The sequence below is a fragment of the Kitasatospora sp. SC0581 genome, assembly GCF_048159585.1.
In the GTDB taxonomy this organism is placed as follows: Bacteria; Actinomycetota; Actinomycetes; order Streptomycetales; family Streptomycetaceae; genus Kitasatospora.
On sequence record NZ_JBLRWA010000022.1, the window covers coordinates 62,310 to 80,282 of the forward strand.

The following is a 17,973-nucleotide window of genomic DNA, read 5'->3' on the forward strand; positions in this document are numbered from 1 at the left end:
CACACCCGCCCCCGCCAACCCGCGAGGCCGCCGGGTCAGTCCCGGCGGGCCGTGTGGACGGTCATCGCGGAGAGGTAGAAGGCGTCCGGGCGGTGCAGGATCCCGGTGGGGGCGTCCTCGGCGAGCAGGGCGTCCAGGGTGGCCCGGTCCTCGGTGTCGAGCTGTTCGGCGAGCCGGTCGCGCAGCCGGGTCAGCTGGACGTGCAGGTAAGCGCGGACCGGGCCGGCGAGCGGGGCGGGGTGGTCGACCAGGAAGGTGCGGGTGCCGGTCGGGGTCAGCCCGGCCCGCCCGAGCATGGCCGGCCAGTCCTCGATCTCCTCGGTGCTGTCGGGCAGTTCGGCCCGCATGGTGGTGAAGCCGTCCTCGTGGGCGGCGTCCATCCGGGCCTGGAGGCCGGGCCGGCCGAGGCCGAAGTCGCGCGGCAGGTAGCGCGCGGGCAGGCCGCGTTCGGCGACGGCGAGCAGGCCGCCGGGCCGCAGCGCCCCGGCGAGCGAGGTGAGCGCGGCCTGCTGGTCGCCGAGGTGGTGGATGGCGTTGCCGGACCAGATCAGGTCGGCCTCGCCGAGCTTGTCGAACTCGGCGGGCAGGTCGGCCTGTCGGGTGCCGAGCCGGCCACCGGAGCGGACCCGGGCGCGCTCCAGCAGGGCGGCCGACTGGTCGACGGCCACCACCTCGGCCGCCGGGAAGACCTCCGCCAGCAGTCCGGCGATCACCCCGGGCCCGCTGCCGACGTCGAGGACCCGCCGAACCGCGCCCTCGCCGTGCAGGCCGAGCAGCCACCGTCCGGCCTCGGTGACGGCGCCGGCCCGCAGGTCGCCCTCCAGCTCCAGGTGCGCGGCGAGCGCGTCCCAGTCGAAGTCGGCGGCGGGGACGTGCCCGTGGGAGTGCCCGTGGGAGTGCCCGTGGGACGGGCCGTGGGAGTGGGAGTGGTCGTGCTGGTGCGCTGACATCAGGGTTTCTCCGATCGTGGGTTGACGAAAGCTTCCCCGCTCAGGCGGGCACGGCGGCGCCGGACGCGCGGTACCGCACGACGGCCCGCTCGACCTCCTCCGCCGCGAGGTCGTGGTCGAGCGCGAAGGCGGCCGCCGCGCCCATCCCGGCGGCGGTGACCACCTGGGCGCGCGGGTCGGCGACGTTGCCGACCGCCCAGACGCCGGGGAGGCTGGTGCGGCCGGTCCGGTCGGTGGTGACCCAGCCGTTGTCGTCCCGGGCACAGTCGAGGCCGAAGAGCAGCGCGTCCCGGGGCACCGGCTGCGGGAAGACGAACACCGCCTCGCGCGGCACCACCTGCCCGTTGGCGAGCTCGACGCCGCGCAGCCGCCCGTCGTCGGAGACCAGGCGGACGATCCGGCCCTCGACCACCCGGACGTCCCGGGCGGCGAGCCGTTCCCGCTCGTCGTCGGTCAGTGCGAGGGTGTGCGCGAGCAGCACCACGTCCGCCGACCACTGCCGCAGCAGCAGCGCCTGGTCGACCGCCCCCGGGCCGGTGCCGAGCACACCGAGCGGGCGGTCGCGGACCTCCCAGCCGTGGCAGTACGGGCAGTGCAGCACATCCTGGCCCCACCGCTCGACCAGGCCGGGCAGCTCCGGCAGGCCGTCCCGCAGCCCGGTGGCGACGACCACCCGGCGCGCGTGCAGCACCGGCCCGCCGGCCAGGTGGACCACGAAGCCCGGCGCCGCGGACCCGGCCGGACCGGCACCGGCATCGGCATCGGCACCGGCGGGCTCGATGTGCTCGACCCGGGCGTCGATCAGGTCCGCCCCGTACCGGGCGACCTCCTCCCGCCCGACCGCCAGCAGCGCCGCCGGGGGCATGCCGTCCCGGCTCAGGTAGCCGTGCATGTGGGCGGCGGGCGCGTTGCGCGGCTCGCCGGCGTCCACCACCGCGACCCGGCGCCGGGCCCGGCCCAGCACCAGCGCGGCGTTCAGCCCCGCCGCACCGGCGCCGACCACCACCACGTCGTAGCGCTCGCTCCCCCTGATCCCGGTCACCCCGGCTGTCCTGGTCGTCCCGGTCGTCTCGCCCATGGCGCTCACCTCCACCGCCAGGCTGCGGCCCACCCCACCGGATCGGCAAGCAATGTTGCCACCTCAGCAAACCCCGGCCCCGAGCCGACCCCGCCCTCAGCGCACCTCGGCGGCCCGCGCCCCCGTCCGCCGCCAGTACGACCGGGCGGCTACCGCCAGCGCGACCCCGTACCCGGCGAACCCGCACATCCCCACCCAGGCGACCTCCAGCGCGCTCTGCTCACCGGCGAACTCGCCCAGCCTGATCCGCGTCACCCCGGCGGTGCACAGCCCCAGGTAGCCGACCCCGACCACCCCGTACGGCGCCAGCGTGGCCGCACCCAGCAGGGCCGGGGTGAGCGGCAGCCAGCGCGGCACCCGGCGGCCGCGCAGCGGCAGGGTCCAGCGCGGGAAGACCTGCCCCCACGGACGGACCAGCCCCCAGAGCAGGAACACCCCGAGCAGCGCCAGCAGCATCGTGCCGTCCAGTCCCCAACGCTCCAGGGCGAGCCAGAGCCCGGAGGAGCCGTTGCGCACATAGCTCGCGTACATCCGGTCACCGCTGATCCCCGCGAAACTGCCGCCGAGCGCCCAGACCAGCTTCATCAGCACGTACGGCACGAACGCCAGAGTCCCTGTCCAGGCGGCGAGTTGGACGAGCGGCGGGGCCGCCGTGGGAGCCGGCGCGGCCTGCCCGCCCCGGCCGGCACGGGCACCGGGCCGCAGTCCCAGGGCGACCCTGGCCAGCAGTACCGCCCCCAGCGCCGCCAGGGCGCGCCCCACCGTGTCGGGGACGCTGTCCACCCGCTGGCCGAACACCAGCGTCACCAGGTCCATCAGCAGGCTCCAGGCCCCCACCGCGGCCGCCCCGCAGAGCAGCCACAGCAGCCGCTGCGGCCGCACCGGTTTCCGGCGCGCCACCAACGCTCCGGCGACGGCCGAGAGCAGCCCCACGCCGGCCACGACCCACCCCGGCCAGTGCGCGCCGAACAGCGCCGTCCCGCTCAGCCCGCACCCCGCCCCGAACCCGGCGTACCCGAGCCCCCAGCCGGCCACCGCCCACCCGCTTCTCACCATGCCGCCAGGCTCACCCGCGCCACCCGCCCCGCCCCTCCCCCGGCACGGTGATCCCCCTCCCCCACCCGGGGGACCCCGCACCACGCGCGGCGGATATCACTCCAACTCGCAGTCCCCGACGCACAACTGAGCCAGCACCAGGGGAACAACCCCATGCGAGGCTTCATCGGCAGCCTCGACCACGACGACCGTGCCCGGACCACCGGTGCCGCGAGCCTCCCCAGCGACCCGCTCGACGGCCAGCCCGGCGGTCACCGGCCTGCGCACCGTGGACCACGGCGCCACCATCGTCCTGCCTGGCCTCGACGACCAGCCGGGACGGGAAAGCGTGGCACAGCGTATTACGGCGCGATACACTGGCACCATGAAGACCATCACGCAGCGCGAACTCGCGGCGCGGTCCAAGGCCGTACTCGACGACGTCGAAGCCGGCGAGATCTACCACGTCACCCGCAACGGCACGGAGATCGCCGAAGTCCGACCGATCAGCAACCGCCGACGGTTCGTCCCCGTGGAAGAACTCCAGCGCAAGTGGCGGAGCGCACCCGCCGTCGACGCCGCACAGCTGCGGGCCGAGGCCGACACCTTCTACGGCGACGAGGACCGGGTCGAGGGCGGCGGCGCCCCGTGGGAGCGCGCGTGAGCGAACGACGCCAGTGCGGCCTGCTCGACACCTGTGTGGTGATCGATCTGCCGCAGATCGATCCGGAACTCCTGCCGTTCGAGGTAGCCGTGCCCTCGGTGGTGCTGGCCGAGCTCTCCCAGGGTGTCGCCATGGCCAAGGACCCAGTGCAGATGCTGGCCAGGGCCCAACGGCTGGCCGACGTGGAGGCGGAGTTCACCGCCCTCCCGTTTGACCGTGAGGCCGCCCGGCGATTCGGAACACTGATCGCACTCACGATCCAGGCCAAGCGCGACCCCCGCCCTCGCCGCATGGGCCTGATGATCGCTGCCACCGCCGCCGCCCACGGCCTACCGCTCTACACCCGGAACGCGGACGACTTCATCGGCCTGGAGCAGGGGATCGAGGTCATCGCGGTATAGCCGCCCAGCCCCGCCCGGCTGTCGGGGCTGGGCGGGGCCGGGCGGGCCGGGGCTCATCCCCTCGGGGCGGCGAAGCAGTGGACGGTGACGGTGCGACCGGAGGCCCACCGCTGGTCGCCGCTGCCGAGGTGGGTCCAGCCGAGGCGGCGGTAGAGGGCCACGGCGGCGGTGTCGGTGGCGAGGACGTCGAGCACGGGGTGCAGGCCGAGCGCCCGCGCGTGCGCCACGGCGCAGGCCAGCAGCCGGGCGCCGATGAGGTGGCCGCGCGCCGTGGGGGCGACGTAGAGGCGGCCGATCACGCTGGTGAGCTCCGGGCGGCCGCCGGTGCGGTGGCCCCACAGGGCGGGGGCGAGGTCGTCCGGGGTGCTGCGGGCGAGGCCGACGTGTCCGGCGAGCCGGCCGTCCGACTCGGCGATCCAGGCGGCGAGCTGGCCGTCCGGGGTCAGCCAGGCGGCGGGGCGGTCGGGCCAGTCGGCGGGATAGCCGTCGGCCGCGTGGACGTCGCCGAGCACCCGGACGCAGTCGGCGAGGTCGTCGGCGCGGCGCGGTCGGACCAGCACCCCCGCTCCGGCCTGCCGTGAGTGGGACGCGACGACGGTGGCGCGTTCTTCGAGGTCTGCCATGCCGGTACGTTACCGGCCGGGCCTCACCGTCGCAGCAGGTCGACGACCCCGGTCAGGTCCTCCTCGCCGCCGCCGATCTCCAGCCTGCGCTCCATCAACCGGAAGTACGGCTCCAGCAGTTCGGCGCTCACCCCCTGCTCCTCGGCGGTGCTCAGCAGCGTCTGCCGGCCGGCCACCTGCATCGCCAGGTTGGACACCACGCCCTGGGTGTAGTCGCCGCTCTCCAGCTGCTCCGCGGTCCTGGCCACCGAGCCGGACATCGCGGCGAGCCAGCCGCCCAGCAGCGGCGCCAGCTCGCTCGGCGCCACGTCCTCGCCGCGGACCAGCGCGAAGGCGTGCGCGATCCCGGCGAGCATCCCGTACATCCCGCTGAGCAGCGCCACGTCGTGCAGCGCCGCGTACCCGGCGTCCGCGCCCACGTACCGGGTGCCGGCCGGGACGGCGAGGGTGGCCCCGTGCTCCTCGAACAGCTCGGACGAGCCGCTGTAGAACACGTACGCCCCGGTCGCCGGGACACCGATCATCGGCGGGACGGCCATGATCCCGCCGTCCAGGTAGCGGGCGCCGCGCTCCTCGGCCCAGGAGGCGCGGGCGCGGGCCTGCGCGGGGGTGCTGGTGACCAGGTTGACCAGGTCCTTGCCGGTCAGGTCGACGCCGTCCAGCGCCTCCGGCACGGAGGCGTCGTCGAGCAGGCAGACGACGACCAGCCGGTTCGCGGCGACCGCCTCCGCGGCGGTGGCGGCGACGGCGGCACCGCGGGCGGCGAGCCCCTCGGCGCGGGCGGCGGTGCGGTTCCAGACGGTCAGCGGGTGCCCGGCGGCGAGCCAGGCCCCGGCCAGCGCGGTACCCATCGCGCCGAGGCCGAGCAGGGTGAGCGGGGTGGACGGGGTGTTCAGGGCGGGCGTGGTCTCGGACGCGTTCTCAACGGGGTTGGTTGCCATGGCAGTCAGCCTCCGCGCTGCCCCCGGAAACGATCAAGTACGCACTTCGGAGTGGGTGGTTACCCTGGGGTCAGTATCCAGGTCGGAGGTTCGGAAGGGGTGGGCATGGCGACCGTGCCGAGGCCGGGGGCGTACATCTGCGGGACGGACGCCGCGATGGACGTGATCGGCGGCAAGTGGAAGGTGTCGATCCTCTGGGCCCTGGGCGAGCGCCCGCGCTGCCGCTTCGGCGAGCTGCGCCGGCTGCTGCCGGGGATCACCGAGAAGGTGCTGGCCGCGCACCTGCGCGAGATGGAGGCGCACGGCATCGTGCACCGGGAGGCGTACGAGGAGGTGCCGCCGCGGGTCGAGTACGCGCTGACCGAGGCGGGACGCCGCCTCAACACGGCGCTGGGGCCGCTGGGCGCCTGGGGCCGGGAGCACCTCCTGGGCGGGGCGCCGTACCCGGCGTAGCGCCACCACCCGGTGCGCCGTACCCGGCATGGCGCGGGCCCTACGCGATCGCGGCCGACACCACCGCCGCCACCGCGATGTTGCAGGAGGCGGACACCCACACCGCCGGGTGCGGCTCCGGCTCGACCAGGATCGCGCCGAGCTTTCCCGGCGTCAGCAGGTCCACCAGCCAGAACGCGACGGCCATCAGCACCAGCCCGAGCAGGCCGTAACAGGCCGTCGACAGCAGGCCCTTGGCGAAGTCGGCGTAGGTGTACATGATCGCGGTGAAGACGATGCCGCCGATGCCGAGCAGCGCGGAGCTGAGCAGGACGGCGGCGTTGCGGTTGCGCTCGACCCAGATCTGGTGGCCGAGCCTGCCGGGCGTCAGCAGGTCGACCAGGCCGATGCCGAGGAGCAGCAGCACCACGCCGAGGGCGCCGTAGGCCGCCGCCGCACCGAGCCCGTGCAGGATGTCGTTCATCGTGGTTCCAGCCCCCGGTCCGCTCACGCCAGCCCCCGACCGGCTGGTCAGGGCCCCCGACCGCCTTGGTCAAGGGTTGGCAAAAGATACCCCACCCGGGTGAGGGGCGGACCGGGATCCGGAAACCGGGGACGGGTCAGTCGTCCTCGTGCACCAGGTGGTCGACGCAGGCCGCGACGGCCAGCAGCAGGCCGGTGTCGGCGCCGTCGGCGATCTCCACCCCGTAGGTGTCGCGGATCCGGAACCACTTGCGGCTGATCCGGGCCAGGTCGTCGCCGTGCTGGTTCTCGATCCGGTAGTCCTTGTCGATCAGGTTGCCGTGGATCTTCAGCTCGCCGCCGGAGGCCAGCTCCACCAGGTACTTGTCCCGGAACGGGGTGAACAGCTTCTCCCGGACGGTGGCGACCACCTCGCCGTCGGCGTCCTCGATCTTCATCGCGTCGCGGACGGTGAGCATCTTCTTCTTCACCACCGCGACCACCCGCCCGTGCGCGTCCTTCAGCTCGAAGGTGTCCCGCAGCCGCAGCACCTTGCCGTCCACCAGGTACGCCTTGCGGCCCCGGTCGTCCTCGATCCAGTAGTCGTCGCCGACCGCGAACAGCTTCTCCCTGACCAGGTACCGCACCTGCGACCTCCTCGTGTTGACGTCCGCCCCATTCGACCCCGGACCCCCGGCCACGGGAAAGCACCGCCACGGGACGGCCGACCGGAAACCCCGTCGCACAACGGCCCCCGATCCCCTTCAATACGGCCATGCACCCTGACCTCACCACCGCCGAGCTGCGCAGCGAGCGCCTCGACCTGCTGCCGATCGCCCCCGGGCACGCCGAGGAGCTGGCGGCCGCGCTCGCCGACCCGGCCCTGCACTCCTTCACCGGCGGCCGCCCGGCCACCGTCGAGGAGCTGCGCGCCCGCTGCGCCCGGCTCGCCGCCGGTTCCCCCGACCCGGCCGAGGCCTGGGGCAACTGGGTGCTGCGGCTGCGCGCCGACGGCGCCCTCACCGGCTACGTGCAGACCACCGTCCGCCCTGACGGGGCCGAACTCGCCTGGGTGGTCGGCACCCCCTGGCAGCGCCGCGGCCTGGCCACCGAGGCCGCCCGCACCCTGCTCGCCCACCTCACCGCCGCCGGCGCCACCACCGCCGTCGCCCACATCCACCCCGACCACCACGCCTCCGCCAGGATCGCCACCGCCCTCGGCCTGCGCCGCACCGCCCACACCCAGGACGGCGAGACCCGCTGGCAGGCCGACCTCACCCGGCCGTAACCGCTCGCGGCCCCGCACCGGAATGCGGGCAGCGGGCGTGCGGTTTGATTGACGCATGGCATCTCGTGCACGTGTACGCGCCCCCGAACTGGTCGGGGCAGGCGGTTGGCTGAACACCGGCGGCAAGGAGCTCACGCTCGCCGACTTCCGGGGCAAGATCACCATCCTGGACTTCTGGACCTTCTGCTGCATCAACTGCCTGCACGTCCTGGACGAGCTGCGGGAGCTGGAGGAGGCGCACCGCGACACCGTGGTGATCGTCGGGGTGCACTCGCCGAAGTTCGTGCACGAGGCCGACCACCAGGCCGTGGTCGACGCCGTCGCCCGCTACGAGGTGCACCACCCGGTGCTGGACGACCCGGCGCTGGCCACCTGGAAGCAGTACGCCGTCCGGGCCTGGCCGACGCTGGTGGTGATCGACCCGGAGGGCTACGTGGTCGCCCAGCACGCCGGTGAGGGGCATGCCCACGCGCTGGCCCGGCTGGTCGAGGAGCTGGAGGCCGAGCACGCCGCGAAGGGCACGCTGCGCCGCGGCGACGGCCCGTACGTGGCGCCGGAGCCGACCGCGGGGAGCCTGAAGTTCCCCGGCAAGGCGGTCCGGCTGCCGAACGGCCACTTCCTGGTCGCCGACTCCGGCCACCACTCGCTGGTCGAGCTGGCCGAGGACGGCGAGACGGTGGTGCGCCGGATCGGCGACGGGCAGCGCGGACTGGTGGACGGCGACGGCACGGACGGCGAGGGCCCGCGGTTCAGCGAGCCGCAGGGCCTCGCGCTGCTGCCGGAGGGCTCGGCGTACGACGTGGTCGTCGCCGACACCGTCAACCACGCCCTGCGCGGCGTCCGCCTCGCCGACGGCCTGGTGACCACCCTGGCCGGCACCGGCCGCCAGTGGTGGCAGGGCTCGGCCACCGAGGGCCCGGCCCGCGAGGTGGACCTCTCCTCGCCGTGGGACGTCGCCTGGTTCGACGGCCGGGTGTGGATCGCGATGGCCGGCGTGCACCAGCTGTGGTCGTTCGACCCGGCCGCCGACACGGTCACGGTCGCGGCCGGCACCACCAACGAGGGCCTGGTGGACGGGCCCGCCGCCGAGGCCTGGTTCGCCCAGCCGTCTGGCCTCGCGGTCTCCGCGGACGGCGAGCGGCTCTGGGTCGCCGACTCCGAGACCTCCGCGCTGCGCTGGGTTTCACGTGAAACAGGGGCGGTCCGGACCGCCGTCGGCACCGGCCTGTTCGACTTCGGCCACCGCGACGGCGCGGCCGACCAGGCGCTGTTCCAGCACCCGCTGGGCGTCACCGTGCTGCCGGACGGCTCGGTGGCCGTCGCCGACACCTACAACCACGCGCTGCGCCGTTACGACCCGGCCAGCGGTGAGGTCAGCACGCTGGCCACCGACCTGCGCGAGCCCTCCGGGGCGGTGCTGGTGGACGGCGACATCGTGGTGGTCGAGTCGGCCCGGCACCGGCTGACCAGGCTGCGGCTGCCGGAGGAGGCGGTGCGGGTCGAGTCGGTGGCGCACCGCACCCGCCGCGCGGCCACCGAGGTCGCCCCGGGCGCCTTCCGGCTGGACGTGGTCTTCGAGGCGCCGAACGGCCAGAAGCTGGACGAGCGCTACGGCCCGTCCACCCGGCTGCTGGTCAGCTCGACCCCGCCCGAGCTGCTGGTCTCCGGCGCGGGCGCGGACACCGACCTCTCCCGTGAGCTGGTGCTCTCCGCCGAGGTCGCCGAGGGCGTGCTGCACGTCTCGGCGATGGCCGCCTCCTGCGACGACGACCCGGAGATCGAGTACCCGGCCTGCCACGTGCACCAGCAGGACTGGGGCGTGCCGGTGAAGCTGGTCGCCGACGGCGCCCGCCGCCTCCCGCTGGTCCTGGCCGGGATGGAGTAACCCGGAACGACCCGCACCCGAACAGCGCGGAAGGGCCCGGCGGACGACCGCCGGGCCCTTCCGCGTCCGCCGTCAGCCCTCCAGGAAGGCCTTGAGCGCGCTCGCCAGCAGGTACGGGTCCTCCGCGCCGCACAGCTCGCGCGCCGAGTGCATGGAGAGCGCCGCGATGCCGCAGTCCACCGTCTTGATGCCCAGCCGCGCCGCCGTGATCGGGCCGATCGTCGTACCGCAGGGCATGGCGTTGTTGGAGACGAAGGTCTGCCACGGCACGCCCGCCTTCTCGCAGGCGGCCGCGAACACCGCCCGCCCGACGCCGTCGGTCGCGTAGCGGTTGTTGACGTTGACCTTGAGGATCGGCCCGCCGTTCGGCATCGGGTGGTGGCCCGGCTCGTGCCGCTCGCTGTAGTTCGGGTGGACGGCGTGGCCCATGTCCGAGGAGAGGCAGACGGTGCCGGCGAGGGCCCGGGCCCGGTCCTCGGTGGTGCCGCCGCGCGCGTGGACCGTCCGGTCCAGCACGGTGCCGAGCAGCGGGCTCTGCGCGCCGGTGTCGGACTCGCTGCCGGTCTCCTCGTGGTCGAAGGCGGCCAGCACCGGGATGTACGGCAGGCTGGCGGCGCCCTCGGCGGTGGCGACGGCGGCGAGCGCGGCGGTGGCCGCGTGCACCGAGAGCAGGTTGTCCAGGCGCGGGGCGGCCAGCAGTTCGCGGTCGCGGCCCAGGTAGGAGGCGGGCTGGACGTCGTGGGTCATGAGGTCCCAGCCGGCCACGTCGGCGGCGTCCAGACCGGCCCGCTGGGCGACGTAGGAGATCAGCGCGCCCTCGTCGACCGGGCCGAGGCCCCAGATCGGGGTGAGGTGGCGCTGCTTGTCGAGCTTCATGCCCTCGTTGACCTGGCGGTCCAGGTGGATGGCGAGCTGCGGCACGCGCAGCAGCGGCTCGTCCAGCTGGACCAGCCGGGCGGTGCCGTCCTTGAGCGCGAGCCGGCCGGAGAGGCCGAGGTCGCGGTCCAGCCAGGTGTTCAGCGGGACGCCGCCGTAGATCTCCACGGCGACCTGCCGCCAGCCCTCCGAGCCGGTGTCCGGCACGGGCTTGACCCGCAGGTTGGGCGAGTCGGTGTGGGTGCCGACGATCCGGAACGGCGTCTCGGGGCCCGCTCCCTCCGGCAGGTACCAGGCGATCAGCGCGCCCCCGCGGATCAGGTAGCGCCCGCCGGCCGCGTCGTCCCACGCGTCCGTCTCGGCGACCTGCCGGAAGCCCGCCTTCTCCAGCCGTTCCGCGGCGCTCGCCACCGCGTGGTACGGGGAGGGTGAGGTGCCGAGGAACGCGATCAGGTCGTCGCTGTGCGTCCGGTCGAAGAATGCCTGGCGGGCGGCGGTCGACATGCTGCTCCTGGGTCGAGTGAGGGCCGAAGCCGGATGGGGAGTCGGCTTCGCACCTGAGCATATGCCCGTACACGGACAGGGCATTCGGAACACCTGGTTCGGTGCACGACCCGGACACGACCGTGAACCGCCGCGCACGGTCGGAGCTTTCCGCCGCCGGACGCACGCCCGGACGCACGCCCGGACCACGGCGCCGGACGCACGCCCCGGCCACGGCCCCGGACGCACCGAAGGGCCCGGTGGCAGCCGGGCCCTTCGGTGCGAGGGTGTGTCAGGCGGTTCGAGGGGTGCGCGGGCCCGGACGGGCCCGGCGGTCCCGGACGGGCCTAGAAGGCCTCCTCCGCCAGGTCCATGATCTCGTTGTCGATGCCCTCGGCGATCAGGCGCTGCGGGGCAACGGTCGGCAGGACGTTCTTGGCGAAGAAGCGGGCAGCCGCGACCTTGCCCTGGTAGAACGGGACGTCCTTCTCGGAGGCGCCGGCCTCCAGCTTGGCCAGGGCCACCACGGCCTGGCGCAGCAGCAGCCAGCCGACCACGACGTCGCCGGAGACCATCAGCAGGCGGGTGGTGTTCAGGCCCACCTTGTACATGTTCTTGACGTCCTGCTCGACCGAGGTCAGGTCGGCGATCAGCTTGCCGACGATGGCCGCCAGGTCCTCGGCGGCCTTGCCGAGCAGCTTGCGCTCGGCGGCCAGGGCGTCGCCGCCGGCGGCCGAGTCGACGAACTTCTGGATCTGCTCGGACAGCGCGGTCAGCGCCTGGCCGCCGTCCTTGACGATCTTGCGGAAGAAGAAGTCCTGGCCCTGGATCGCCGTGGTGCCCTCGTACAGGGTGTCGATCTTGGCGTCCCGGATGTACTGCTCGATCGGGTACTCCTGGAGGTACCCGGAGCCGCCGAAGGTCTGCAGCGACTGGGCGAGCTGCTCGTAGGACTTCTCCGAGCCGTAGCCCTTGACGATCGGCAGCAGCAGGTCGTTGAGGCGCTCGGCGGCCTCGTCGTGCTCGCCGCGCAGCTTGGCGGCCATCATGTCGTCCTGGGTGGACGCGGTGAACAGCACCAGCGCGCGCATGCCCTCGGCGTAGGCCTTCTGGGTCAGCAGCGAGCGGCGCACGTCCGGGTGGTGGGTGATGGTGACGCGCGGGGCGGTCTTGTCCAGGAACTGCGAGATGTCGGCGCCCTGCACGCGCTCCTTGGCGTACTCCAGGGCGTTCAGGTAGCCGGTGGAGAGGGTGGCGATGGCCTTCGTGCCGACCATCATCCGGGCGAACTCGATGATCTTGAACATCTGGCGGATGCCGTCGACCTTGTCGCCGAGCAGCCAGCCCTTGGCCGGGTGCTTGGCGCCGAAGGTCATCTCGCAGGTGTTCGAGGCCTTGAGGCCCATCTTGTGCTCGACGTTGGTGGCGTAGACGCCGTTGCGCTCGCCCAGCTCGCCGGTCTCCCAGTCGAAGTCGAACTTGGGGACGATGAACAGGCCCAGGCCCTTGGTGCCCGGCTTGCCGCCCTCGGGGCGGGCCAGCACCATGTGGATGATGTTCTCGGACATGTCGTGCTCGCCCGAGGTGATGAAGCGCTTGACGCCCTCGATGTGCCAGGAGCCGTCCTCCTGCTGGATCGCCTTGGTGCGGCCGGCGCCCACGTCGGAGCCCGCGTCGGGCTCGGTGAGGACCATGGTGGAGCCCCACAGGCGGTCGGTCATCCGCTTGGCGACCTCGAGCTGCTCCTCGGTGCCCTCCTCGGCGATGACGCCGGCGAAGGCCGGGCCGGAGGAGTACATCCAGATGGCCGGGTTGGAGCCCAGGATCTGCTCGGCGAAGGCCCAGATCAGCGAGTTCGGGGTGACCTGGCCGCCGATCGACTCCGGGATGCCCAGGCGCCACCACTCGGCGTCCATGAAGGTCTGGTAGCTCTTCTTGAAGGTGGCCGGGATCGGCGCGGTGCTGGTCTCCGGGTCGAAGACCGGCGGGTTGCGGTCGGTGTCGGCGTAGGACGCCGCGAGGTCGTTCTCGGCGAGGCGCGCGATCTCGCTGAGGATGTTCTTCGCGGTCTCGACGTCCATGTCCGCGAACGGTCCGGTGCCGTACACCTGCTCGCGGCCGAACACCTCGAAGAGGTTGAACTCCACGTCCCGCAGGTTGGACTTGTAGTGACCCATGGCCGTTATCTCCGGTTCGTCGCTTCCGGGAGACCGCCGCGTTCCGGCGTCCCGTACCCACCAGTAGGCATCATGATGCTACCCAGCGGTAACTTGGGCAAGCCCCCGCCGGCGAATCCGCTATGAACGTGGTCACGTCCCACAGCCGACGCGGCCACTCCTTGTCAGGATCGGTGCCAGCGGAGAGGGGTGCGCTCCCGCTAGCCTGTCCGTGTGTACGGATATGACCAGAACACATACCCGGGCGACCCCTACCAGCAGCAGGCGGGACCGCAGCAGGGCATGAACGGCATGCCCGGACCCGACGCCTACGGCGGGCAGTCGCAGGCCCCCCAGCAGTCCCTGTACCCCGAACCCTCGCCGCCCTCACTCGCGGACGCCGTCCGGGCCTTCACCACCGGCTCGATGGCGGTCGAGGACTTCCAGGCGATCTTCATCACCTCGAAGGTGCACTGCCCCCGCGGCGACCGCCCCGGCTTCCTGGCGCTGCACAACACCCCGACGCCGGTGATCCCGATGTTCAGCTCGCTGAAGGAGCTGCGCCGCTACGCCGGCAAGGACTCCAAGCACTTCACCGTCACCGGCGCCGAGGTCCTGGACCTGCTGCCGACCGGCTACGGCTTCGCGCTGGACATGGAGGGCGAGCACCGGATGGTGTTCGACGCCAAGGCCGTCGAGCAGATGGTCGACTTCACGATGCGCCGGATGTACGGCTGACCCATGCTGGACGAGGAGCCCCGCGCTCCTTCGTCACTACATAGTTCAACTTTCAACTTGCTTGTTGTTGAGGATTGAACTAACCTCATGGATGTAGGCCAGACACCCCCGAAGGAGGCCGACATGCCCGCCGTGACCGTCGACAACCCGCTGACCCTCCCGCGCGTCACCACGCCGGACCCCGCCGTCACGAGCGCACGGCCGGTCCTCACCGTGGCGACCGCCCCCGAGGGCTACGAGGGCGAGGGCTTCCCCGTCCGCCGCGCCTTCGCCAGGATCAACCAGAAGTACCTCGACCCGTTCATCATGATGGACCAGATGGGCGAGGTGGACTACGCGGCCGGCGAGCCCAAGGGCACCCCCTGGCACCCGCACCGCGGCTTCGAGACCGTCACGTACATCATCGACGGAACGTTCATCCACCGGGACTCGCACGGCGGTGGCGGCACCATCACCGACGGCGACACCCAGTGGATGACCGCCGGCTCCGGGCTGCTGCACATCGAGACCCCGCCGGAGTCCCTGGTGCAGTCCGGCGGCCTCTTCCACGGCCTCCAGCTGTGGGTCAACCTGCCCGCCTCGGACAAGATGATCACCCCGAAGTACCAGGACATCCGCGGCGGCAGCGTCAAGCTGCTCAGCACCGAGGACGGCGGCGCGCTCCTGCGCGTCATCGCCGGCGAGCTGGACGGCCACCAGGGCCCGGGCACCACCTTCACCCCGATCACCATGATCCACGCCTCGATCAACCCCGGCGCCCAGATCACCCTGCCCTGGCGCGCCGACTTCAACGCCCTCGCCTACGGCCTCGCCGGCAACGGCTCGGCCGGCACCGAGCACCGCCCCTTCCACCGGGGCCAGGCCGTCGTCTTCGGCGACGGCGACTCGATCACCCTGCGCGCCGACGAGAAGCAGGACTCCCGCGACAACAACTTCGAGGTCGTCCTCCTCGGCGGCCTCCCGATCCGCGAACCCGTCGCCCACTACGGCCCGTTCGTGATGAACAGCCACCGCGAGCTCCAGCAGGCCATGGAGGACTTCCAGGCCGGCCGCCTCGGCACCATCCCCGCCGACGGCCACTGAGCCCGCCCGCTCGTGAGGGCCCGGACCGCACCCGGTCCGGGCCCTCACGCGTCCACCGCCTACAGCAGCGCGTACAGGGCCGAGGCGTCGTCGTGCGTCTTGCCGCGCGGCCAGCGCTCGCAGCCGGCGTCCGCCCGCTCCACCGCCCGGACCTGGGCGATCAGCTCGCCCGGCCCGGACTCGGCGAGCAGCCGCAGCACGTCGCCCCAACTACCCAGCCCGAAGCGCTCGGTGTAGCGCGAGGCGCCGTCGGTGAGGGCGGCCAGCGCGTGCAGCCGGTCCAGCCGGACGGAGCCGGTCTCGGCGTGCTCGGCCGCCCGCGGGCTGGCGGCGGCGATCCACGGGCCGTTGCCCCGGTTGCGGGCGGCGCGCACGGCCAGCACGTACTCCAGGTGCAGCGCGGCCCGCTCGGCCGAGCCGGGGACGGTCTCCCAGACCTGCCGGCGCAGCTCCTCGCCGCCGGGGAAGCGCTGGTTGTCCCCGATCACCTTCGGCGGGCCGTCCTTGAACTCCAGCACCAGCAGGGAGTCGCCGAGCACCAGGTACTCCAGCGCCTCGCCGTGCCGCCGGGCCGCGACGACCATCGCGGCGGGGGTGTTCGGGTGGGCCAGGTCGCAGCGGCCCCCGTGCAGCGCGGCCGTCTCCACGATGGCGTCGGCCAGACAGTCGGCGATCGAGCGGTCCGCCCGGTCGGTGAGCCGGGCGAGCAGGTGCACGCCCAGCCGGCGCACGTACCAGGCCGTCCCGTGCCGGCACCCGGACTCCAGGCCGACCGGCGAGCTCGCGCCGTCCAGCAGGACCAGCGCCTCCGGCGAGGCCACCGCGAAGTCCTCGCTCTCGCGGTCGGGCCGCCGTGCTTCCCCTGCGAGCTGTAGCTGCATCCCGACAGTGTGGCCGCCGCCCCCGGCCCGCGCCCAGACCCGTGCGCCGGTGTGGCGCGGGCCGGGGGCCGGCGCCCGGTGGCAGCCGGGGTGATTCGGCCATACCGTCGGACAGTGACCGGACGATTCGGCCAATCGGAGCGGGTCGGGTTTGGGATCACCTTCGGGTGTCCGGGCGGCCCGCGACTGACGAGGAGCGGAAGATGTTCTGGGAGTTCATCGTGTTGCTGGCCGCCTCGCTCGGCTTCCCGACCGCCGCACTGCTCTTCCTGATCGGCGGCCCGCGCTTCCCCGACGAGCAGCGCGGCCCCGAGAGCCGGGGCGCCGGGGCCGCCCGCCGCCCGTAGGGCCTGCCCGACCGCGGACGCGGGTCGAAGGCAGGCCCCGGGGTTTCCGGAATCCCCTGTGTTCCGGAAACCCCGGGGCCGACAGGGCCGTTACGGCTTCCAGGCCGGGTCGCGGCCGAGCAGTGCCAGGGCGCGGTCGAACCGGCCGGTGCCGCCGCCGGGTTCGAGCCCCGGGGCGAAGGCCCGGCCGGGCGCCCGGTGTTCCTCGGTGTTCGGGACGGCCTCGGTCACCGTCAGCAGCGCGGTGGCCAGCGCGTCGTCGCCGTCCACCGCCGCGACCAGCGCGTCCTGGGTGCCGAGCGCGGCGGCGACGTCCCAGCCGTGCACCAGGGTGTCCAGCAGGTGGAAGCCCACCGCCTGGGTGAGCGGGAAGGGGCCGCCGTCGCGGATCTCGGCCAGCCAGATCGGCCGGTCCGCGGTGGCCGCCTCCCGGAAGGCCTCGGTGAGGTCGGTCCCGGTGCGCCGGAAGGCGCCCGCCGGGTCGGCGCCGAGCGGGGCGTCCGCGAACAGCGCCAGGTCCGGCCCGGCGCCGCGGGCGGCCGCGGCGAAGCCCTGGTGCTGGCCGACGCAGTGCTCCAGCAGCTTGCGCAGTGTCCACCCCGCGCAGGGGGTGGGCAGGTCGAGCTGGTCCGGCCGTAGGCCGTCCACCACCTGAACGGCCAACTCCATGGCCTGTGCGTGCAGTTCGACGATCCTCATACGACAGCGACCTCCCGGCCGGCAGAGATGAATCCGATCACCTGATCAACAACGGTCGGCTCCGCGATAATCCTGCTGTGGCCCAGGCCCTGAGTGATGGTCAGCTCCAGCCGCTCCCCGTACGCCTCGCGCAGCCGGTACGCCTCGCTCGGCGGGACGACGGTGTCGCCCTCGTCGTGCACGACCAGGACCGGCCCGCCGACCGCCTCGACCCGGCGGGCGGCGTCGAAGCGCTCCCAGCCCCCGGCGTCCCCGCCGAACAGCTCCCGCTCGATCCGCTCCCGCAGCGCCCGCTCGACCTCGGCGTCCAACCCGAGCCCGGCGCAGAACGCGGCCGGGAAGAAGCCCACCCGGGACACCCCGGAGACGGCCGCCAGCCGGCCCGCCCGCAGGCCGTCGGCCAGCGCCCCGAAGGCCGCGCAGACGCCCAGCGAGTGCGCCAGCACGGCCTCGAACGGCCCGTACCGCTCCTGGAGGCTCAGCGCGAGCTCGCGGTACTCCGGCACGCCGGTGGTCCGGCCGCCGGAGTCGCCGTGGCCCGGCGCGTCGAAGGCGACGACGCTCAGCCCGAGCGCCCGCAGCCGGGGCACATACGGGGCGAACCGGGAGGCCCGGGAGCGCCAGCCGTGCAGCAGCAGGACCGGCCGCTCGCCGCTGCCCCAGCGGTAGCCGACCACCGCCTTGCCGTTCACGGCGAGCCGCTCGGTGGCCGCCCGTCCGTGCACCTCCCGCTCCGACGCGCGCACCCGGCTGCGCCGGACCGGGTGCGTGAACAGCTCGAAGGCGGCCCGCCCGGCCAGGCCGGGGGCGATCCGGGCGGTGGGGTTGAGGGTCGTACGGATCAGTCCGCGGGTCGGGTCCATCGGGTCTCCCTGCTCTCGCGCTCCTTGTCCTGCCTCGTTCGCGGCGAGATATTAGCACGACCGTTCGTGCAGTTTTAGGGTTCTCCGG

20 protein-coding genes are annotated in these 17,973 nt (G+C 73.5%); 8 read left to right on the forward strand and 12 right to left on the reverse strand.

Annotated features, from left to right (window positions below):
• Positions 1-35: 35 nt before the first annotated feature.
• From ACLWS4_RS27170 to ACLWS4_RS27180, 3 genes are all read right to left on the reverse strand, one after another.
• Entirely contained in the window at positions 36-950 is a 915-nt protein-coding gene (locus ACLWS4_RS27170; RefSeq protein WP_416875469.1) for a class I SAM-dependent methyltransferase, read from the reverse strand.
• A 40-nt stretch (positions 951-990) separates the two neighbouring features.
• On the reverse strand, positions 991-2,028 hold the full coding sequence (locus ACLWS4_RS27175) for an NAD(P)/FAD-dependent oxidoreductase (protein WP_416875470.1): 1,038 nt from the start codon (positions 2,026-2,028) through the stop codon (positions 991-993).
• A 96-nt stretch (positions 2,029-2,124) separates the two neighbouring features.
• A complete protein-coding gene (locus ACLWS4_RS27180; protein WP_416875471.1) occupies positions 2,125-3,084 on the reverse strand; it encodes a hypothetical protein in 960 nt (319 codons plus the stop codon).
• 364 nt (positions 3,085-3,448) lie between these two features.
• Here ACLWS4_RS27180 and ACLWS4_RS27185 point away from each other — a divergent pair, with 364 nt between their 5' ends.
• Positions 3,449-3,727: a type II toxin-antitoxin system Phd/YefM family antitoxin gene (locus ACLWS4_RS27185; protein WP_416875472.1), complete on the forward strand. Its 279-nt coding sequence runs from the start codon at positions 3,449-3,451 to the stop codon at positions 3,725-3,727.
• The gene (locus ACLWS4_RS27190; protein ID WP_049651072.1) at positions 3,724-4,128 is read left to right on the forward strand and encodes a type II toxin-antitoxin system VapC family toxin; all 405 of its coding nucleotides are present in this window, start codon (positions 3,724-3,726) and stop codon (positions 4,126-4,128) included. Before ACLWS4_RS27185 ends, ACLWS4_RS27190 begins: the two co-directional genes overlap by 4 nt.
• Before the next feature lie 53 nt (positions 4,129-4,181).
• On the opposite strand, the gene ACLWS4_RS27195 is transcribed toward ACLWS4_RS27190, so the two are convergent.
• Positions 4,182-4,751 carry a GNAT family N-acetyltransferase gene (locus tag ACLWS4_RS27195; protein ID WP_079272023.1) on the reverse strand — a complete coding sequence of 190 codons (570 nt, stop codon included), beginning with the start codon at positions 4,749-4,751 and terminating at the stop codon, positions 4,182-4,184.
• Positions 4,752-4,774: 23 nt separating this feature from the next.
• Positions 4,775-5,692: an NAD(P)-dependent oxidoreductase gene (locus ACLWS4_RS27200; protein WP_416875473.1), complete on the reverse strand. Its 918-nt coding sequence runs from the start codon at positions 5,690-5,692 to the stop codon at positions 4,775-4,777.
• A gap of 105 nt (positions 5,693-5,797) precedes the next feature.
• On the opposite strand from ACLWS4_RS27200, the gene ACLWS4_RS27205 reads away from it, so the two are divergent.
• Positions 5,798-6,145, forward strand: coding sequence for a winged helix-turn-helix transcriptional regulator (locus tag ACLWS4_RS27205; protein WP_416875474.1), 348 nt, complete (start codon positions 5,798-5,800; stop codon positions 6,143-6,145).
• Positions 6,146-6,185: 40 nt separating this feature from the next.
• On the opposite strand, the gene ACLWS4_RS27210 is transcribed toward ACLWS4_RS27205, so the two are convergent.
• Together ACLWS4_RS27210 and ACLWS4_RS27215 are read right to left on the reverse strand one after the other, a co-directional pair.
• The gene (locus tag ACLWS4_RS27210) at positions 6,186-6,608 is read right to left on the reverse strand and encodes a DUF350 domain-containing protein (RefSeq protein WP_074002038.1); all 423 of its coding nucleotides are present in this window, start codon (positions 6,606-6,608) and stop codon (positions 6,186-6,188) included.
• 136 nt (positions 6,609-6,744) lie between these two features.
• Positions 6,745-7,233: an LURP-one-related/scramblase family protein gene (locus ACLWS4_RS27215; RefSeq protein WP_416875475.1), complete on the reverse strand. Its 489-nt coding sequence runs from the start codon at positions 7,231-7,233 to the stop codon at positions 6,745-6,747.
• A gap of 128 nt (positions 7,234-7,361) precedes the next feature.
• Between ACLWS4_RS27215 and ACLWS4_RS27220 the strand changes: the two genes are divergently transcribed.
• Both ACLWS4_RS27220 and ACLWS4_RS27225 read left to right on the forward strand, forming a co-directional pair.
• Positions 7,362-7,874 (forward strand): GNAT family N-acetyltransferase, encoded by a 513-nt coding sequence (locus ACLWS4_RS27220; protein ID WP_416875476.1) that lies wholly within the window; start codon positions 7,362-7,364, stop codon positions 7,872-7,874.
• A gap of 55 nt (positions 7,875-7,929) precedes the next feature.
• Positions 7,930-9,759: an NHL domain-containing thioredoxin family protein gene (locus ACLWS4_RS27225; RefSeq protein ID WP_416875477.1), complete on the forward strand. Its 1,830-nt coding sequence runs from the start codon at positions 7,930-7,932 to the stop codon at positions 9,757-9,759.
• A 72-nt stretch (positions 9,760-9,831) separates the two neighbouring features.
• Here the strand turns inward: ACLWS4_RS27225 and ACLWS4_RS27230 are convergent, their stop codons facing one another.
• Both ACLWS4_RS27230 and ACLWS4_RS27235 read right to left on the reverse strand, forming a co-directional pair.
• The gene (locus tag ACLWS4_RS27230) at positions 9,832-11,139 is read right to left on the reverse strand and encodes a M18 family aminopeptidase (protein ID WP_074002034.1); all 1,308 of its coding nucleotides are present in this window, start codon (positions 11,137-11,139) and stop codon (positions 9,832-9,834) included.
• 326 nt (positions 11,140-11,465) lie between these two features.
• Complete coding sequence (locus tag ACLWS4_RS27235; RefSeq protein WP_380782591.1) at positions 11,466-13,295, reverse strand: acyl-CoA dehydrogenase; 1,830 nt, start codon at positions 13,293-13,295, stop codon at positions 11,466-11,468.
• A gap of 213 nt (positions 13,296-13,508) precedes the next feature.
• Here ACLWS4_RS27235 and ACLWS4_RS27240 point away from each other — a divergent pair, with 213 nt between their 5' ends.
• Positions 13,509-14,012 (forward strand): SseB family protein, encoded by a 504-nt coding sequence (locus tag ACLWS4_RS27240; protein WP_049651062.1) that lies wholly within the window; start codon positions 13,509-13,511, stop codon positions 14,010-14,012.
• Positions 14,013-14,135: 123 nt separating this feature from the next.
• On the forward strand, positions 14,136-15,095 hold the full coding sequence (locus ACLWS4_RS27245) for a pirin family protein (RefSeq protein WP_049651061.1): 960 nt from the start codon (positions 14,136-14,138) through the stop codon (positions 15,093-15,095).
• A 59-nt stretch (positions 15,096-15,154) separates the two neighbouring features.
• Here the strand turns inward: ACLWS4_RS27245 and ACLWS4_RS27250 are convergent, their stop codons facing one another.
• Positions 15,155-15,976, reverse strand: a complete 822-nt coding sequence (locus ACLWS4_RS27250; RefSeq protein WP_063780134.1) for a protein phosphatase 2C domain-containing protein — start codon at positions 15,974-15,976, stop codon at positions 15,155-15,157.
• Positions 15,977-16,179: 203 nt separating this feature from the next.
• Here ACLWS4_RS27250 and ACLWS4_RS27255 point away from each other — a divergent pair, with 203 nt between their 5' ends.
• Entirely contained in the window at positions 16,180-16,323 is a 144-nt protein-coding gene (locus ACLWS4_RS27255) for a hypothetical protein (protein ID WP_158077691.1), read from the forward strand.
• Positions 16,324-16,413: 90 nt separating this feature from the next.
• Here ACLWS4_RS27255 and ACLWS4_RS27260 read toward each other — a convergent pair whose 3' ends face one another.
• Both ACLWS4_RS27260 and ACLWS4_RS27265 read right to left on the reverse strand, forming a co-directional pair.
• Positions 16,414-17,022: a TIGR03086 family metal-binding protein gene (locus ACLWS4_RS27260; RefSeq protein ID WP_074002032.1), complete on the reverse strand. Its 609-nt coding sequence runs from the start codon at positions 17,020-17,022 to the stop codon at positions 16,414-16,416.
• Complete coding sequence (locus tag ACLWS4_RS27265) at positions 17,019-17,885, reverse strand: alpha/beta hydrolase (protein WP_117488906.1); 867 nt, start codon at positions 17,883-17,885, stop codon at positions 17,019-17,021. Before ACLWS4_RS27265 ends, ACLWS4_RS27260 begins: the two co-directional genes overlap by 4 nt.
• Between the last annotated feature and the right edge of the window lie 88 nt (positions 17,886-17,973).